The organism is Streptomyces sp. 1114.5 (genome assembly GCF_003635085.1).
GTDB lineage: Bacteria > Actinomycetota > Actinomycetes > Streptomycetales > Streptomycetaceae > Kitasatospora.
This window is the reverse complement of the sequence record NZ_RBXE01000003.1, coordinates 134,310-154,055: the sequence shown is the minus strand read 5'-3', so window position 1 is coordinate 154,055 and position 19,746 is coordinate 134,310. Positions and strand designations below refer to the sequence as shown.

Annotated in this window: 7 protein-coding genes; all 7 read left to right on the top strand. The window is 72.6% G+C overall.

Going from position 1 to position 19,746, the window contains the following annotated elements; all coding sequences use genetic code 11:
- The first annotated feature begins 117 nt into the window (after positions 1-117).
- Genes BX285_RS32045 through BX285_RS32015 form a run of 7 tightly spaced genes read left to right on the top strand, consistent with a single transcriptional unit; the run spans position 118 to position 19,729 of the window.
- Positions 118-2,223 (top strand): hypothetical protein, encoded by a 2,106-nt coding sequence (locus tag BX285_RS32045; RefSeq protein ID WP_121179191.1) that lies wholly within the window; start codon positions 118-120, stop codon positions 2,221-2,223.
- On the top strand, positions 2,220-3,659 hold the full coding sequence (locus tag BX285_RS32040) for a hypothetical protein (RefSeq protein ID WP_097240749.1): 1,440 nt from the start codon (positions 2,220-2,222) through the stop codon (positions 3,657-3,659). Before BX285_RS32045 ends, BX285_RS32040 begins: the two co-directional genes overlap by 4 nt.
- Positions 3,656-8,239, top strand: coding sequence for a DUF6603 domain-containing protein (locus BX285_RS38825; RefSeq protein WP_259470920.1), 4,584 nt, complete (start codon positions 3,656-3,658; stop codon positions 8,237-8,239). Before BX285_RS32040 ends, BX285_RS38825 begins: the two co-directional genes overlap by 4 nt.
- A 43-nt stretch (positions 8,240-8,282) precedes the next feature.
- Entirely contained in the window at positions 8,283-9,458 is a 1,176-nt protein-coding gene (locus tag BX285_RS32030) for a kelch repeat-containing protein (RefSeq protein ID WP_121179190.1), read from the top strand.
- Positions 9,455-12,655 carry a hypothetical protein gene (locus BX285_RS32025; RefSeq protein ID WP_121179189.1) on the top strand — a complete coding sequence of 1,067 codons (3,201 nt, stop codon included), beginning with the start codon at positions 9,455-9,457 and terminating at the stop codon, positions 12,653-12,655. The genes BX285_RS32030 and BX285_RS32025 overlap by 4 nt, the downstream gene beginning before the upstream one ends.
- A complete protein-coding gene (locus tag BX285_RS32020) occupies positions 12,652-17,913 on the top strand; it encodes a hypothetical protein (RefSeq protein WP_259470918.1) in 5,262 nt (1,753 codons plus the stop codon). Before BX285_RS32025 ends, BX285_RS32020 begins: the two co-directional genes overlap by 4 nt.
- On the top strand, positions 17,906-19,729 hold the full coding sequence (locus BX285_RS32015; RefSeq protein WP_121179188.1) for a hypothetical protein: 1,824 nt from the start codon (positions 17,906-17,908) through the stop codon (positions 19,727-19,729). Before BX285_RS32020 ends, BX285_RS32015 begins: the two co-directional genes overlap by 8 nt.
- Positions 19,730-19,746 lie beyond the last annotated feature (17 nt).

Below are 19,746 nucleotides of genomic sequence, written 5' to 3'. Positions count from 1 at the left end.
ATCCCATGGGCGCCCCCGTCCAGGTGCACCCCCCTGGACGGCCGGACGGGCGAACGCGTCGTGCCGCATTCCAGCAAACCCGACGTTCATGCGGGCGAGCAGCTGACACGGGGCAAGGTGGGCCGATTCGGCACGGGCTCCGCCGGGCTGATCGTCCGCAAGACCGGGGGCCAGGGCCGGTACGTCCTCACCTGCGGCCACGTCCTCGGCAAGTCACCGCCGGACGGTACGTCGGCGGAGTTCAACCTGGTGTACTCGCCCGAGTTGAGCAAATGCTGTGGCTACGAGTGCAGCAACCCGATCGGGAGCGTCGTGCCCGGGACGCTGCCGAAAGTCAAGAGCGATTCCATCCAGAACATGATCAAGATCGGCCAGGTCAACTTCGCCGTGGACGCCGCGCTCGTCGAGCTGGACCCCAAGACCGAGGCGACGAACGATGTGCCGAAGATCGGGAGGATCTCCCGTGTGCGCGACCTCATCTCCGAGTGGTCACTCTCCAGCGCCCAACCGACCGCGGGGGACCTGCCGCCGGAACGCCAGATCGCGGTGCGGAAGTACGGCGCGAAGACCGGCCTCACCACGGGCAAGATCATGGCGCTGCGGGAGGTGCCGATCAAGGAGGAGTCCGGCAACGGCCAGATCACCGGGCAGGCGTGGCTGTTCGAGGTCCAGGTGGTGGCGTCGGCGGGCCAACAGTCGGTCCACGAGTACATGCTGGACATGGCGCGGCATCTGGCCGAGGACCCCACCAGCACCCCGAACAGCATCGCCGCGCGGTTCGCCGGTTCGGGACTGACCGTCACGCTCGGGGGTTCCGCCGACAGTCCCACGCTCGTGGTCAAGGGCGCGCAGTTCTCCCAGCCGGGCGACTCGGGCGCACCGGTCGTCGACGGCGACGGCAAGGTCGTCGGCATCCTCACCAGCGGTGTCCGGCAGGACATCTTCGTGGTCGGGCAGCACGACGCCGTCGAAATCCTGACCGGCCAGTCCCACGTCCTCTTCCTCGACCCGGTGTTCAGGTTCCTGCAGGTGGAACTGCTGCCGCCCGCGCTGAGTTCCGCGGGCCGCCCCGTCGCGGTACCCGGCATGCCCATCACCCGTACCCGGCCCGTGGACTGGTCGGCCGTCAGGACCGCCTGGGCGGCGGTGGAGGGCAGCGAACTCGGCGCCCGGCTGGGAGCGCTGGTCCGCCGCCACATGCACGAGGTGCGCCACCTGGTGCACCACAACCGCCGGGTGATGGTGACCTGGCACCGCTGCAAGGGGCCCGCCTTCGTCAACATCGCCCTGAACACCGCCGACCAGCCGCGGTGGCCGCTGCCCGCCGAGGTCGACGGCGTCACTCCGCTCCAGGCGCTGCACGCGATGAGGGACGTGCTCCTCGCCGAGGGCAGCGCCTCCCTGCGCGCCGACATCGCCGAACACCAGGAGCGGGTGCTCGACCTCGCCGGACGCACCACGTCCATCCTCGACCTCCTCCTGGAACCGGCGCCGGCCACGCCCCCGGCGGCCGTACGCATCGTGAACTCGCGCGGGGTGCCCGGCGTGGCCGGCGCTCTGGTCCGCGACCCACGGGGCGTCACGTACCTCCTGGCAAGCCATCACGTCGTCTTCGGAGCCGGAGCGGAGGAGGGCGACCCGGTGTGGGCCCTGCCTCCCTCGGCCGACCTCGTCGACCCTGTCGACCGCGCCGAGCCGGCCCTGCTCGGCCGCGCCCGGCGCGGGCACCTGGGACTGGTGGAGTCCGCCGGGCGGGACTGCTTCGTGGACGGCGCGCTCATCGAACTGGACCTCGTCGCGGAGCAGCCCGCATGGTTGCGCGACACGCTCGCGGGCGCCTGGCCCACCGCGGCCGGGCGGGCTGAGCCCGGCACCGCGGTGCACAAGAGGGGCGCAGCCACCGGCCTGACGCAGGGCACCGTGCTCGATGTCGCCTACCCGGACCGGCCCTTCATCGACGGGCGCGAATGGACCGCCCCGGGTCAGCTGCTGGTCGCGTCCCGGGACCCGGGCCGGGCCTTCTCGGCGCCGGGCGACTCGGGCGCCCCGCTCCTGGACGACCGGGGGCACCTGCTCGGCCTGCTGTGGGGCGCCACTGCGGCTGGTGACGGCGTCGCCTGCCCGGCGGAGCCCCTGCTGCACCACCTCGGCGTCGATGCCGTGGGGGCGTTGCGAACCGGCGCCGCCGCCCAGGACGCACCGCGACCGGAGGAGTCCGTATGACGTCCGCGCCCCAGACCGCCGACGCGCCCTTCGTCATGGCCGGCGCCAGCATCGAGACCAACCACAACAAAGGCGAGGGCTCCCTCGGCTGCTTCGCGCAGGACAGCAGCGGCAGGACCGTCCTGCTGAGCTGCTCCCACGTCCTGTTCCCGGCCTTCCGGATCATCGACGACCTCACCGTCTACACACCGAAATTCAGCAGATGCTGTTCCAACGGCGTGCGGATCGGCACGCCCGTCTTCGACCGGACCGTCAAGGCCCAATCCACAGGCAACAACGAGTGGGTGGGCGGCTACCACGACGGCACGTGGACCGGCGGCTTCAACTGGATTCCGGCGGTGCAGGCCAGCGAGGTCGACTGTGCCATGGCGAGACTGAACCCCGGAGTGAAGTTCCACAACGCCTGGCAGGTCGACCTCGGCGGCTCGACGACCACCATCCCCCTCAAGGGAGCCGTCACCCAAGGGGACGGCATCGTCCCGGGGCCCCCACTGGGCACGCTGCCGAGCAGCCAGCAGTACGTCCGGACCTACAACGCCGTCAACGGCCGGCTGAGGTTCGGCACGATGGTCAGAAACCCGGACGCCACCGGCGCCAGTCCGCTCATCTTCACGAACACGATCTTCGATCCCAAGACCGACCACAAGGCAGGGATCAAGCCGAACGTGAACCAGTTCATGATCCTGCCCAGGCCGAGCCCCGTCCCCGGCCAGTCGCTGAACGACAGTTATCGCAACGGCGAGGAACTGGCCTTCGAGGAAGGCGACTCGGGCAGCATGGTGATCAACCAGGACAACATGATCATCGCCATGATCATCCGCGTCGCCCCGATCGACCTGTTCGTCAAGATCGACCGCAGCGCCATCGAGTTCGCCAGCATCGGAAACATCGCGATCGCCACCCCCATCGCCAAGGTGCTCAGCCACCTCAAGCTGTCGATCCCCGCGGCCGACCAGGGCTGGTCGGGCACCGTCCCCAGCGCCGGAAGTCCGTCCCCCGTCCTGCTGCGGGGGCCCGGGGCAGTTGCCGACCAGGCCCGGCGGCGCACCGCGGAGGACCTGCGGACGCACCTGCGCACCAGCGTGCTCGGCCGACTCCTGCTGGGCAAGATCCCGCAGCACCAGAAGGAGGTGCGGCGGCTGTTGACCTCCGTTCGCCAGGTGACCGCGACCTGGCACGCCCTGCAGGGGCCGGCCTTCTTTCACCACTGCGTGCGGGGCGCCGAGCTGCCCGGGCATCCGATCCCGGACCGCATCAACGGCGTCAGCCGTGCCCAACTGGCCGACGGAATACTGTCGTTGATCATCCAGCACGCCAGCCCGCCGCTGCGCCGGGACCTGGAACGCTACGGACGGCGGATCATCGACGCGCTGCTGTCGGTGGACACCCTGCACGACGTGCCCGGGGCACTCGCCGGCCGGCGGAGCGGGTCATGACGAGCCGGCGCGGCACGCTGGAGGCCCTGGCCGGCCAGCTCTGCACGCTGCTGTCCCCGCTGACCGGCCTGAGCCAGCAGGGCGCCCGGCAGTTCCTCGCCGAGGTCGGTCTGCCGCTGACCGACGCCCAGGCGGCGACGCTCGCTCCGACCCTGAGCACCACCACCGGCGCCGTCGGATTCCTGACCGAACTGCTCGACACCCTGCAAGCCGCGATCACCGCGGAACAGTGGGGCGACGTCCTGCGGCAGCTCGTGCAGATCGGCGGGCAGATCAACACGGTCGTCTCCGGATTCGACGGGCTCAGGACCGCGCTGGCCGCGCTGAACCTGCCGGGCGCCGACCAGATCCTCCCGAACCTGCCGGAACGACTGTTCAACCTGCTGCTCGTCAAACACCTCGGCGGTGACCAGGGCGTCGACGAACTCCTCGAATTCTCCGGTGTCCTGGTGCGCACGGACCACAACACCGGCCTGTTCGACCCGCAGAAGCCGTTCTTCACCGAGAACACCCTGCACCTGGAGCGCATCGGCGGGTGGCTGCAGAATCCGCCGGCGCAGCTGGGCGCCCTGTACGACTGGGGCACACCGGGCTTCGACGGCCTGAAGATCCTCACCGTGCTCGACCGGCTGGCCGCCCACGCCGGGCTGCCCTCACTCCTGGACACCACCACCACGCCCCCCACCCTCGACCTGGTGTTCGCGGTCCTCGCACCGCGCACCGACCTCCCGGCGCACGGCATCGCCCTCGCACTGCCGACGGGTCTGGCCAAGGGCACGCAGGAGCAGTCCGACGCGGCCTGGACGCTCACGGTGAGCCTGGACGCGGACGTGCCGGCCGGAACCACGCTCGTCCTGCGGCCCGGTTCGTCCAAGGTCGAGCCCCCGCCGGGGGCGACCGTCTCGGCGACGGCGGAGGTCGCCCACAGCTACCGCCGCACACCGGACGACCCGCTGCTGCTGCTGTCGCTCCCCGGCGGCAGCAGGGTGTCGGTCGAGCAGGTCGACTCCACCGTGCGCCTGCAGGCCCGGCCGGACGGCAGCCTCGACATCGGACTCGGCCTCCGGCTCCAGCGCGGCAAGGTCCTCATCACCCTCGGCGGCGACAGCGACGGCTTCCTCGCGACCCTGCTGAAGGACGTGCGCATCGAGAGCGGCTTCGAGCTGGGCGCCCGGTTCACGGTGGCCGACGGCCTGCGCTTCGAGGGCAGCGGCGGCCTGGAGGTGCAACTGGCCTCCCACGTCGGGCTGGGCCCCGTCGACCTCAGCGCGCTCACCCTGACCGTGGGCATCAAGGACAGCACCTTCGCCCTCGGCCTGACCGCCGACGTCAAGGGGAGCCTCGGCCCCGTCACGGCGGTCGTCCAGGGCCTGGGCACCGACATCCCCCTCGTCCTCGCCCCGCTGGGCAAGGGCAATCTCGGGCCGGTCGACGTCCGCCCGGACTTCCGGCCCCCGACCGGCGCCGGCCTCGCCCTCGACCTCCAGTTCGTCAGCGGCGGCGGCTTCCTGAGCTACGACCCGGCCCGCGGCGAGTACGCCGGGGCCCTGGCCCTGCGCCTGGCCGGATTCATCGACGTCAAGGCGATCGGACTCATCTCGACCCGGATGCCCGACGGAACCACGGGCTTCTCCCTGCTACTGGTGCTGACGGCCGAGTTCGGCGGGATCGGCCTGCAACTCGGATACGGGTTCACCCTGCTCGCGGTCGGCGGGCTGCTCGGCCTCAACCGGGCCATGAACCTGACCGCCCTGACGGAAGGCGTCCGCACCGGCGCCATCGAGTCGGTGATGTTCCCCAAGGACGTGGTGGCCAACGCGCCGCGCATCCTCAGCGACCTGCGCGCCTTCTTCCCCCCGCGCGAGGGGACGTTCCTGGTCGGTCCGATGGCGAAGATCGGCTGGGGCACCCCCACCCTGATCAGCGTCTCCCTCGGCGTCATCGTCGAGATCCCCGGGAACATCGCCATCCTCGGCGTCCTGCGGTGCGTCCTGCCCGCCGAGGAGCTGCCCCTGCTGGTCCTCCAGGTCGAGTTCGTCGGCGCGATCGAGTTCGACAAGCAACGGCTCTGGTTCTACGCCCAGTTGTTCGAGTCGCGGATCCTGATGATGACCATCGAGGGCGGGATGGGCCTGCTCGTCGGCTGGGGCGGGGGAGACCTCGTCCTGTCCGTCGGCGGCTTCCATCCGTCGTTCCGCCCGCCGCCGCTGCCCTTCCCGGTCCCGCCGCGGATCTCGGTCGACATCATCAACCAGCCCTTCGCCCGCATCCGGGTCAGCGGCTACTTCGCGGTCACCAGCAACACCGTGCAGTTCGGCGCCCAGGCCGAACTCGTCCTGGGCTTCGACGACTTCGGCCTCCAGGGACACCTGGCCTTCGACGCCCTGTTCCGGTTCTCCCCGTTCGCCTTCACCATCGCCATCGCCGCCGACTTCACCCTGAAGGCCTTCGGCGTCGGCGTCTTCGGCGTCCACCTCCAGCTCCAGCTGGAGGGCCCCGCGCCCTGGCGGGCCCACGGCCGCGGATCGATCTCGCTGCTCTTCTTCGAGATCTCCGCGAACTTCGACCTGACCTGGGGCGACAGCCACAACCCCACGCTGCCTCCGGTCGATGCCCTCGCCCTGCTCGGCGACGAGCTCGGCAAGGTGGAGGGCTGGCGGACCGAGCTGCCCACCGGCGGCACCCAGGCCCTGGTCAACCTGCGCACCCTGCCCGCCACGGACACCCTGGTCCTGCACCCGCTCGGCACGCTGTTCATCCGCCAGCGGGTGATCCCGCTGAACGTGCGCCTGGACCGGGTCGGCGCCCAGCGGCCGCTCGCCGGACACCGCTTCGCCGTCGCCCCGGCCCCGGACAGCGGCCTGGTGCAGGCCTCGCTCACCACCGAGCGGTTCGCCATGGCCCAGTTCCAGGACATGGACGACGCGGCGAAACTGAGCCGCCCCGCCTACGAGGACCAGGACGCCGGGCTGGAGCTGGCCCCCGTCCAGGGGGCGCTCGCCTCCGCCCGCGCCGCCCGGCGCAGCGCCCGGTACGAGATGATCGTGATCGACAGCAGGCGCCGCCCCGCAACCCTCAGGGCCGAAGGCCGGGCACGCATCCCGGGCCCGCCCGCGCCGGCGGCGGCCAAGCGGCTGTACGCCGTCAGCCCGGCCGTGTTCCAGCAGCTGCTCGGCGGCAGCAGCACCGGCCGGTCCTCGCTCTCCCAGCACGAGGCGACCCTGCGCCGGCCGTTCGCCGACGACACCCTGCGGGTGACCGGGCCGCGCTACGTCGTCGCGTACCGGCGCAACAACCGGAGGGCGTTCTCCTCCGGCACACTCGCCTTCGCCGACGCCCCGGCCGGGTACCTCAGCCAGGCCGCCGCGGCCGACGCGCTCGCCGCGATGGAGGACGCCGACCCGCGCCGGCAGGGCACCCTGCACGTCATCCCCGAGTCGGAGACGGTGGGCACACCGGCCGCTTCCGGCGGATGGACGGGCGCGGCGAACCTCCCGGCAGCCCTCGCGGCCGACACGGCCACCGACACCGCCGTCCTGCTGACCACGGGCCGGGTCCTGCTGGCCGGCGGCACCGACGGGACCGGAGGCGCACGGACCGACAGCCTCCTGTTCGACCCGGTCACCGGCACCTGGACCCAGGCGGACCGGCTGCGCACCGGCCGCACCCGGCACGGCCTGGTCAGGCTCGGCAGCGGCGCCGTCCTGGCCGTCGGCGGGCTCGGCGCGGACGGCACGGCCCTGAAGTCCGCCGAGACCTACGACCCCGTCGCCGGGACCTGGTCGACGCTCCCCGGGGCCATGAAGACCGCCCGGTACGGGCACTCCGTCACGCTCCTCGCCTCCCGGCACGTCCTCGTCGCGGGCGGCACCGGCACCCGCGGACAGGACCCCGTCGCCCTGGCCTCCGCCGAGCTGTTCGACCCCGCCACCGGCACCTGGAGCGCCGCCAGGCCGATGACGGACGCCCGCACGGGGCACCAGGCGGTGGCGCTGAAGAACGGCTCCGTCCTGGTCGTCGGAGGCACGGTGTCCACCGGCCGCGGCCCCGCGGCCCTCGCCTACTGCGAGCTGTACGACCCCGGCACCGACACCTGGACGCCCACCGGCAGTCTCACCACGGCACGCGCCGGCCACCAGGCGACCCTCCTGCCCGACGGCCGCGTCCTGGTCACCGGCGGTGACGCTGCCACCGGCCGTCCCCGCGGCAGGTACCGCGCCGGCAGCCTGGCCACCGCCGAACTCTACGACCCCACCACCGGTCAGTGGACCCCGGCCGCCGCGCTGCCCGGCGGGCGCAGCCGGCACCGGGCCGTGCTGCTGTCCACCGGCAGGGTCCTCGTCCTCGGAGGGACCGGCGCACCGGGCGACCACGCGGGGTACCGCAGCACGGTCGCCTACGACCCCGCCGCGGACACCTGGTCCCCGAGCGGTGGACTGGCCACCGGCCGCTGGGACTTCACCGCCCTGGTGCTCTCCGACGGACGGGTCATTGCCACCGGCGGCCGCGTCACGGCCGGCACGGCGGCACCCGCAGGCGTGGACGTCCTGACGGACACCGCCGAGATCTTCACCCCGTGAACGCATCGACAGGTATGCATCGACGACGAAGGGTTTCGCGCCCATGACCAGTACCCTCGTGGCGGCGACCGGGAAGTGGACGGCAACCGGCGACCTGCCCGCAGGCGCCGGCTGGTACGGCCGGCACGACAACGCGATCGTGCTGACCGGCACCAAGGTCCTCGTCGTGGGCGGCTCCGACGGATCGGCCGCAGCCCTCGCCCGCGCCGCCGTCTACGACCACACCACCAAGGCCTGGACCGCCACCGGCAGCCTGCAGACACCCCGCCGGCTGCACAGCGCGACCCGGCTGTCCGACGGCAGGGTCCTGGTCGCCGGCGGCATCAGCGGAACCGCCCAGTTCCCGGCCCCCGGCCTGGCCGCGGCGGAGATCTACGACCCGACGACGGGCACCTGGACCAGCACCGGGAGCATGCGCACCGCGCGGTGGGGACACAGCGCCGTCCTCGTCGGCACCAAGGTCCTCGTCGCGGGCGGGACGACGATCCGGTCCGCCCAGTCGGTCAAGGCCCTGAACTCCGCCGAGCTGTTCGACCCGGCCACCGGCACCTGGACGGACGCGGCACCGATGACCGACGCCCGCAGCGGGCACCCGGCGGTCGTGCTGGCCAACGGCCGGGTGCTGGTCGTCGGCGGCACCCTGCCCACGGCCCGCGACGAGGACACCGCACTGGCGTACTGCGAACTCTTCGACCCCACCGCCGGCACCTGGAGCCCGACCGGCGCCCTCCTCGCCCCCCGCGCCGACCACCAGGCCACCGCGCTCTCCGCCGGAGCCGCGGTGCTCGTCACCGGCGGACGAGCGCCGGGCGGCCCCGGCGACGGCACCTTCGACCCGTTCAGCCGGGCCGGGGCGGAGCTGTACAGCCAGGACACCGGGACGTGGACGGCCGTACCGGACATGCCCGGCGGTCGCGCCCTGCACCGCGCCGTCCCCCTCGGTGCGACGCAGGTCCTGGTCGTGGGAGGCGGCGACGGCGGGGGAGACGACGTCGGCTTCGCGAGCGCGGCCCTCTTCGACGCCACGACGCGCAGCTGGAGCACGGCGGCAGGGCTCACCATCGGCCGGTTCGCGTTCGCCGCCGCACCCCTGACGGACAAACTGGTGCTGGTCGCCGGCGGCGTCGTACGCTCCGGTCAGGCCGCGGCCGGCCCCGACCCCCAGGAACTGACCGTCAAGGCGGAGTTCTTCGACCTGGCCGCGGCGGCCACCGCGTGACGGCCAACGGCTACACGTTCCTGCCCTGGCTCCGGTCGGGCATCGCCACCAGGATCACCACCGACCCGGGGACCGCTGTACGGGCGAGCGTCCCGGTCGCGCTGCGGGTCACCGCGGAGGACGGCGCCGGTGCGGGGCCGCTCAGCCGCGACGTGCAACGCACCGTGCAGATCTACGGCCCCGGCGACGTCATCGGCATCGATCCGCGCGCCGTCTCGCGCACCGAGCCGCGGTCCTGGATCACCAACATGGAACCCAACTACCTCGCCCACATCGAGTTCCAGGACGAGGACTTCCCCTGGCGCTACAGCCCCGCCGCCCCCGACGCCACCACCCGGCGGCTCAAGCCCTGGCTGGCACTGGTCGTGCTCGCGGCAGGGCCCGACTCCCGCTCCACCGACGGCGCCGAGTTCACCGACGGCAGGGCCGCCGGCCGGCCACTGCCGTACATCGCCGTGAGCAACCAGAGCGTGCTGCCGCCGCCCGAGCAGCTGGGCGCCTGGTCACACGTCCACGTCAACGGAGCGCTCGACTCACCCGTGGTCTCCGAGGACATGGGCAGCGTGCTGCCCGCACTCGCCCAGGTGCTGCGCAGCAACGCCGACCACGCGTGCGCCCGGCTGCTGTGCCCGCGTCGACTGAACCCGGACACCGCCTACCACGCCTTCCTCGTACCCGCCTTCGAGACCGGACGCCTCGCCGGCCTTGGGCTGGACCCGGCCGCCGCGCCGGGCGCCCTCCACCCCAGCTGGGGGAAGGCGTACAACGGTCAGCAGGCCGTGGGGCAACTGCCGTACTACCACCGCTGGTTCTTCTCCACCGGCAGTGCGGGCGACTTCGAGTACCTGGTCCGGCTGCTGGACCCGGTGCCCAAACTGGACCCCAGCGTCGGCCGACGGGACCTCGACGTGCACCGGCAGGCGGGGCCCGGACTGCCCGGCATCACCGTGCCCACGGCGCTCGCAGGCATCCTCAAGCTCGGTGGGGCGCTGCAGCAGCCGGAGCGTCCGAGCGACGACTACGACAACTGGGACGACCTCCAGCGGCTCGGATTCCACTACCCGCACCCGTTCCAGCAGGCTCTGGCCGGTCTGATCAACCTGGCCGACGACTACCTCACCCAGACTCCGGCCACCGCCCACCACAACCTGGCGACCACGCTCGCCGCCGCAAGCGTCGGCGCCGGCGACCCGGTGATCAGCCCGCCGCTGTACGGACGCTGGCACGCACCGGCCTCGCGCCTGCTGACCGAACGCGACGGCAGCCCCGTCGCCGACCAGCGCAACTGGGTGCACCGGCTCAACCTCGACCCGAGGTTCCGGGTGGCGGCCGGCCTCGGGGCCCAGGTGGTGCAGAAGCGGCAGGAGGAGTTCATGCAGGCCGCCTGGGCCCAGGTCGGCGAGGTGCTGGCCGCCAACGCGCGCATCCGGGCCGCGCAGCTGGCCCGCGAAGTGAGCACCGTCCTGCAGAACAAGCATCTGGAACCGCCGGCCGCGGCCCTGGCGCGGACCCCCGCGTCGGGGCGGGCGCTCACCCTGACCGCGCCGTCCCATTCCCGCGTCGTCACGACCACGCAGGACCCGGGAACGGCGAACGGACGGTCGGCGGGAAGCGCCGAACAGGTCGCCGTCGGCTTCCACCTGTCGGGGAGCAGGGTCGCCGCCGCCCCGGCGTCCGCGCCGATGCGCCGCCTCACCCGGCCCGGTTCACGGCTCATGCGCGGACTGAAGTTCACCGCGGACCAGCCGCCGGAGGCCCTGATCCCCAAGATGGACGCGGACACCGCAGGGGTCACGGCCGCACCCCCCAAGGTGCGACCGGCTTCCGTGATCACGCCCACCCGGCTCGACCAGGTGCTCCACCCGACTCCGGCCGCCACCGCCACCGCCACGGCCACCGGGACCGACCCGGTCGACCAGCTGCCCACCAGCCACGACTTCGTCCTGACGCTCCCCGGGGACACCTTCGTCCCCTCTCCGGGCGGTGCGGACAGCCCCGAGGCGCAGTCCTTCAAGCAGGCGCTGCACGAGATCTACCAGGGCTACGCGGACGCCGCACTGGGCGGCCGCAGCGACGGACGCCGCCCCCTGGACGTCCCCGGCACCACGGCGGCGACGCTGGCCGGACTGCGACCGGACGGCACCGTGCCCCGGAGCCTGCTCAGCTCCCTGCGGCTGCCCGAGCGACTGGCACCCTTCGCCGAGCAGTTCCTCGAAGCCATGGCCTACCCGGTCCTGGACCTGCCCGTGTACCAGGCGCTGCTCGACCTGTCGGTGGACCTGTTCATGCCGAACATCAACCGCGTCCCGCCCAACTCGATCAGCCTGCTGGAGACGGACCAGGAGTTCATCGAGGCGTACCTGGTCGGGCTCAACCACGAGATGGCCTGTGAGCTGCTGTGGCGCGAATACCCCACCGACCAGCGGGGCACCCCCTTCCGCCAGTTCTGGGACGTCCGCTCGGTGCCCGCCCTGCCCGGCGAGAGCGCCGGGGAACGGCGCGAACGGCTGTACGACATCCCGCCGATCGCCACCTGGACCCGGCAGTCCAAGCTGGGAGGGCACAACAACCGCGAGAGCGTCCAGAAGAACGAGCTGGTGCTGGTCATCCGCGGCGAGCTGCTGAAGAAGTACCCCAACGCGGCGATCTACGCCCACCGGGCCGCCTGGCAGCTCACCGACGGACAGCCCGACCCCGACAAGGAACGCGTACCCGTCGACCTCGTCGACGAGGCGAACCCCTCGCACGACGAGATCCGGCTTCCGCTCTACGAGGCGAAGGTCGAGCCGGACATCTACCTGCTCGGCTTCGACCTCACATCCCCGGAGGCCAAGGGAACGGAACCGCCGGGCAGCGCGGGCTGGTTCTTCGTCATCAAGGAACGACCGGGGGAGCCCCGGTTCGGCGCGGACGTCGAACCCGACGCGAACCCGCCCCGGGTCGAGGTCTGGAACGACCTCTCCTGGCCGGACATCGACCCCGCAAAGACCGGGTTCGTCAAGCTCGACGAGAACACCACACCCGTCGTCCTGCGCGAGTTCGACCAGCCGGAGGACGACGTCGAGAAACACGACCAGCACATCGAGGACCTGTCCCTGCCGCTGTGGCACGCGGGACTGAGCTCCGCCGACGTCGCCTACATCCTCTTCCGGGCACCGGTGCTGATGGCCGTCCACGCACAGGAGATGCTGCCGTGACCACCCCTCACTCGACCGCGGCCCTGCCGCTCAGCGACGACTTCCCGGTCCTGCTCGGACCGGTCCGCGTCGAGACCCGCTTCACCGCCGACGAACTGCTCGTGCGGATCTTCCCCGACGAATGGTCGGTGGAGTCGTTCGAGCCCCTTCCCAGCCAGGCGGAGATCGGCGCGGTCGACGCCTACTGGACCGCGCTGTGGCGAGCCGGGGGCAACGCGCCCGCCGAACAGTCCGCGTGGCAGGAGCTGACGGCGAGGGTGCCGGCGGGGCGGGCGAGCTGGCTGGTGCAGAACCGGCGCCCCGCCGACCCGACGGACCAGCCCTCCGGCGTGGACCCCGGAACCACCGTCCTCGTGGTCGTCACCCCGCAGGCCGTGGCAGCGGCCGACCGCCAGCCCACCGTCACGTACTGGACCGCCGTGTGGCAGACCCACGGAGACCGGGCGAAACTCGCCGCGGCCGACGCGGCCCTGCTGGCGGCGGTGGGAGCCGCCCGAGCCGACGCCATCCGCAGGAGCCGACCGGTCGGGATCGACAGTGCGGCGACGGTGACCGGGAACAACGTCCTGGTGGCGTTCCTCGTGCTTCCGCCGCCCGCTGCCACGGACGTGTCGTCGCGGTCCTGGACACAGGCACCCCGGGCCCGGCTACTGCCCGACCGGTTCACCGTGACCGGGTACGTCGGCACCGCCCAGGTGTTCTCCGTCCCCGGTGCGCCCGTGCCGGCCGCGCTGGACGTCGGACCGGACCCCGGCTCCGCCGAGAAGCCCAAGGTCAACGAGCAGACCGGGGAGCTGTTCGTCCCCGCCGCGCTGCGCTGGCTGACCGACTTCGAAGCGGCGATCTCGGTCGGCATGGCGGTGCGGGTACCGCTGCAGGACAGCTTCCGGGGCGGCGTCGACCGGATCGTCGTCCTCGGCCTGCGGCAGAGCAGCACCGCCGACCGGACGGCCGCCGACCTCGCCGACCTGCTCACCCGCCAGCTGCGCAGCCAGGCCGGCCTCACCCTGCTGCCGCAGGGCACCCCCACCAACAACAGCGAGGAGACACCCGCAGGACAGGACCAGCGCGCCGTGTCCGCCGCGGTGCTGCGGTCCGCGTCCGCCCCCACGGCCACGGCGGCGGCCGACGACTGGACGACCAGGACGGACGGCCAGTGGTTCGCCGACCTCCTCGGCATCGACCCCGCCACCATGACGGGGGTGGCGGGCGCCGACGGCACCGACCAGCGCGAGGCCCGGGCCGCGAACCTCGCGCTGTGGCCCGCCACCTGGGGTTCCTACCTGCAGACCATGCTGCACCCGACGGTCCCGGACGGGACCGTCAGCGACACCCGGGACTTCTTCGTCCGGTACGTCTCCGGACGCGGCCCGGTCCCCGCGGTCAGGATCGGACGTCAGCCGTACGGCATCCTGCCGACGACGGCCTTCTCCCGCCTCACCTGGCCCGACACCTCCACCCGCCGGCGGGCCCTGGGGGCCCTGCTGTCGGCAGCCGCCGAGGACTGGAGGACCGCCGCCGGCCAGGTGACGTACCTGGGCAAGCCCACCCCGTCCGGGACGGCGCCGGCCGATCCGCACCAGCAGCTGCTGGACATCCTCGCCCTGCACCCCACCTCGGCCGAGTACCACCAGCGCTACGCACAGAGCGTCGAGGACATCTACAACCGCGAGAACTTCAGCAGCAACGGCCCGAAGGTGCTGCCGGCGCTGGAGGACCTGCTCGGCATGCCGCAGCCGATCCGCGCCCTGCTGCACCGGCTCGCCCCGCCAGGACAGCCCGCCGTCGACCCGGCCATCATCCGCCGTCTGTTCACCGAGGAGCAGTACCCGCTGCTCGGCCCCCTCGTCGACGACCAACCGCTCTCGGAGAGCAGGAAGGTCCGGTCCTACCTCCCCGACGGACGCAACTACCTGCAGTGGCTCGCCGACAACGCGGCCCGCGACCTGGAGAGCGTCCGTCTGGAGAAGGGCTTCACCGACGACCGTCCCCCCGCGGCCGTGCTCTACCTGCTCCTGCGGCACGCGGTGCTGCTCGGCTGGGAGCAGACCGCGCGCGCACTGGCCGCCGCGGCGGGCGAGACGGTATCGGCCGCGGACCCGCTGTTCATCCACATCCGCACCACCCAGCCGCCGCTGCCCAGCGAGAGCCGGTACCGGAAGCTCTACGCCCCCGACCCCGCCATCACCCACGACCCGTCGCGGCTCGTCGTCGACTTCATCCCGGACGTGCTGTCCACCCATCCCGCCGCCCGGCAACTCGCCGAGCAGATCGCCGCCCTCCGGCTGCTCGCCGACCTGCCCACCGCCCGGCTGGAACGCGTCCTGGCCGAGCACCTGGACTGCGCGACCTACCGCCTGGACGCCTGGCGGCTCGGCCTGGCCAACGAACGCCTGGCCGGCCTGCGCTACGGCGCCGACGGCACGTCCCCGGCCCGCCGCGGGCTGCACCTCGGCGCCTACGGATGGCTGGAGGACGTCAGGCCCGGCCCCGGAACACACACCCCCGTCCACCTGACGGGCAGCCTCGGTGCGCTGTTCACCCCGAGCGGTTCCCAGCCGCTGCTGAAGGACCCCGGGAACGGCGGCTACATCCACGCCCCGTCGCCCGCCCAGGCCACCACCGCGGCCGTCCTGAGGGCCGGATACCTCGCCAACGGCTCCCGCGAGAACCCCGGCAGCTTCGCCGTCAACCTCAGCTCCGACCGCGTCCGGACCGCCCTCACCCTGCTGGACGGACTCCGGCAGGGCCAGTCGCTGGGCGCCATGCTGGGCTACCGGTTCGAACGCGGCCTGCACGAGGGGCACCCCGGGGTCGAACTGGACAAGTTCCTGCCGGCGCTGCGCGGGGCGTTCCCGCTGCGCTCCGGAAAGCTCTCCAACGCCGCACCGGGCACCCCGGTCGAACTGGTCGAGGCCCGCAACGTCGTCGACGGACTGGCACTCGTCCGCAAGGCGACCCGGGAACCCGCCCACCCCGAATACCCCTTCGGCGTCGCCGACCTGCCCACCGCGACCGACGCCGAGCAGAAGGCGATGAACGCCGAGGTGCAGCACCTGCTCGCCCTCCATGACGCGCTGTCCGACCTCGCCGTCGCCGAAGCCACCCACCAGACCCTGCGCGGGAACCCCGAACGGGCGTCGGCGACCCTCGACGCGTACGCCAAGGAGGGCTTCCCGCCCGATCCGGACGTGGTCCGCACCCCCCGCAGCGGGGTCACGCTCACCCACCGGCTGGGTCTGATGTTCACCCCCGGCCTGGGCCCCGGGTTCGGTGCGGCGACGAACCCCGGCAGCGGTCCACGAGCCCAGGGAGAGCCGGCGGTCAACGCCTGGCTGCCCACGCTGCTGCCGCCCCCGGCGAACGTGGCCACCACCGTGGAGTGGCAGGACCCGGTCACCGGGGCCCCTCGGAGCCGGGTGGTCACCCAGGCCGATCTCCAGCTCCAACCCCTCGACATGCTGTGGGGCGTACCGTCGGACGACGCGACGCTCACCGACCTGGACGACCGGATCGTCGCCTTCGTCGTCGCCCAGGAGAAACCGCGGCCCGACACGAAACTGACGATCAGGCACACCCTGAGGATTCACGACAAGCTGACCTTCTTCGAGACGCTGCCCCTCGTCCGCGCGCTGCGCTCGCTCCTGATCCGCTCACGTCCGCTGCGACCGACGGACCTGGTCCCGGGCGGCAGCGGCCAGCCGGTCGACCGGACCATGGACGACGCCGTCACCGTGGACCGCCGCCGGCCGGCGGCGGTCCGCACCTCCCTCGACCGACTGCGCCAGGACACCGCCGCCTACCTCGCCTCGCTGGCGCCCCTCCTCCCCGACCCGCCCGCCCAGCCCGACCGGGCCGCCCTCGTCACCGGCATCGACACCTTCCTGGCCGGCTACGCCGACCTGGCCCGGACGGCAGGAGGCTTCGGCATGGCGCGCAGCGGCTGGGGCGAGGCGGCCCTGTGGCGCGGAGCCGTCTTCGGCGACGTGCTGACGGCCGTCGCCGCCACCGCCGACCGGATGGCCGCATCGCTCTCGGCCGCCGACGCCCTGATCGCCGCCTACGACCGGCTTCCCTCCTCGGCCACGGCGGACGATCGGTTCCGGCTGCTCCAACAGGCGGAATGGCGGCTCACCACCAAACCCACCAGCCCCCGCCCGGCCCAGCCCGCGCAGCTGCGCACGATCGTCGGCTCGGAGCGCTCGGCCTTCAACACGCGTCTGCTGGCCCTGCGCGCCATCGCCAGAACCGCGGACACGACGCTCAGCGCGCTGCTCGCGGACGTGGCCGCGCTCCTGCCGCTGAGCACCTTCGACCCGGCCGGGCTCGACCTGACCCCCTTCCGGGACCGGGTCGTCGCCTTCGCCCGCGACCTGCTCGACCGGGCCCGCTCCCTGCTCACCGAGGTGACCGGACGGCTCGCCGCCGCCGACAAGGCCCTGGCCGCGTACGACCAGGCCCTGACCGCCGCCGACCAGGTGCAGGCCGCGACCGACGCGCTGCAGGCGATGCTCGGCCCCGACTTCCTCGTCGTGCCCGAATTCACCGTGCCGGACCAGCTCCAGACGGACTGGAAGAAGGCCCGTATCGACAAGGACCAGCTGCTGAGCCATCTGGTCCACGACTTCCACCGCGACTTCCCGGTCGACGACTGGGTGCACGGCATCGCCCGCGTGCGCGAGAAGCCACGGCTGTGGGAACAGGCCGTCCTCGTCGCCGACGCCCTGCGCGGTCCGGGCGGCCTGCTCGGCGACCTCCCCGGATGGGAGGAGCCGGAGCTGGTGCCCGTCCAACTGCCGTACCGCCCGAACGACCACTGGCTGGGCATGGAGTTCGCGGCGGGCACCGAGATCAAGGAGGACCGGGTGCTCTTCACGGCGCACTACGCTCCCGAGCCGATGCTGGGCGTCAACCGGCACTGCGGGCTCCTGCTCGACGAATGGACGGAAGTCGTCCCCGCACGGCAGGAGACCACCGGGATCGCGTTCCACTACAACGGCCCGGACGCGGAGCCGCCGCAGGCCATGCTCCTCGTCGTCCCGCCGCAGCAGACCGGCAACTGGAGCGCCGACGACCTGCTCCACGCCGTCGGCGAAACGCTCGATCTGGCGAAGATCCGCGCCGTCGAGCCCGCGCACCTGGACACCACCCCCTACGCCCAACTCCTGCCCGCGACGGTGATGTCGGCGACCCGGCGCCCGATCACCATCAGCACCGATCTCGCAACCGCCAACCTGCGAGGAAAAGCCGATGCCTGAGCCGACCCGTATCGAGGACCTCCGTGCCGCGCTCGACCAGCGGCTGTTCCCCACCGTGGGACTCTGGAACCGGCTGGAGGGCCGCCCGCGCACCACGTCGTTCGAGCGTGCGCTGCGTGCCGAGGTCCGCGACCCGCTCTGGATGCTCACCCGCCAGTGGCAGCTCGGCGAGTTCCGGGGCACCGACGCGGGTTCGCCCGTCACCGCGACCTACTCGGTGGCCACCTCCGTGCCGTCCAGGTTCCGGCCGGGATCCGGTGCGGCCGGAACCCTGCCGACCGAAGCCCTGCCGGCCGACAGGCCGCTGGAGGCGGTGGCCGAGCGACGGGCCCTGCCGTTCGCGTTCGGCCCGGATCCGGTCTCCTACGACCTGCGGCTGATCATCGGACGGCGGTGGCTGAAGCTCCTCGGCCCGCAACTCGGCCTGAAGCACCTGCGCCCGACGTTCATCGAAAAGTACCGGATCGCCCTGCCCGAGCCGGCCGTGGACGCCGACACCCCGCGCACGGCCGACCAGCAGGTCTGGTCCACCCTGCAGGCGTTCGCCGACCGCCGGATGGACGGGTACGCGCTCTACCGGCACATCAAGGCGGACAACGGCAAGGCCTCGGACGGCATCTCCGTCTCGGGGCCGGCGCGTGCGCAGCTCGACGGCCTGGGTGCCCGTCTCGTCGCCTGGTTCGACGACCTGTTCGACCAGCCCGGCGGGGACGCGACCTGGGACGCCACCCGGCTCGAACACCGGTTCTCGATCGCCGCCGCCCCGACCGGTACCGAGAAGGTCCTGACCGCACAGGAGTTCCCCGGAGGCCACCTGGACTGGCACGCGTTCTCCGTCGACCCGGGCACCCCGCTCGGCGGGACCACTCCGCCTCCCGCGCCCCTCAACCGGACCGTGTTCCCGGCACCGGTGCGGTACTCGGGCATGCCCCTGCCCCGTTGGTGGGCGGTGGAGGACGGACGCACCAACTTCGCCGGGGTCCGACCGGACAGCACCGACCTGGCGAAGCTCGTCTTCCTCGAATTCGCGCTCGTCTACAGCAACGACTGGTACCAGCTGCCCTGTGATCTTCCGGCCGGAGTGCTCGCGTCGATCCAGGGACTCGCGGTCACCGACGTGTTCGGGCAGCGGCAGTGGATCAGCCCGGCGGGGTCCGGCCAGGACGAGGACTGGCAGCGCTGGTCGATGTACACCCTGGACACGATCGGCACCGCCGACGTCCCCGCCGACCTGAGCTTCTTCCTCCCCCCGACCGTGCCGAAGGTGGCCGAGGGCGCGCCGCTGGAGGAGATCGCGCTGATCCGCGACGAGAACGCCAACATGGTCTGGGGCGTGGAGAAGACCGTCCCGCTGCCCACCGGCGAGGGCCGACGGGGCAGCGAGGTCGTGGCGGAGATCCTCGCGCACCGCCGGCGCTTCGTGCCCACCCCGGCACCCGACGCTCCCCGCGCGCCGATCGCGTACCAGGCGATGAGCGTCGTCCCGGAGAACTGGGTGCCCTTCGTCGCGGTCCACGTCCCCGACAGTGACCGGGCCATCCGGTTGCAGCGCGCCGCTATGCTCAGCGTGATCGACGGCAAACCGGTCCGGCCGCACACGAGCCTGCTCAGGGAGGGCATCGACGCCGGAAACCCCTACTTCGTCAACGAGGAGGAAGTGCCTCCGACCGGAACCACCCTCGCCCTCGCCTACCGTCGCACCCGCTGGTACAACGGGCGCGTCTCCGTCTGGCTCGGCGCCCAGCGCGGTGTCGGCCGGGGCGAGGGCTCCAGCGGGCTGGTCTTCGACACCCTGGTCGACACCGCCCACCCCTGAGACGTCGGTCGGCGTCG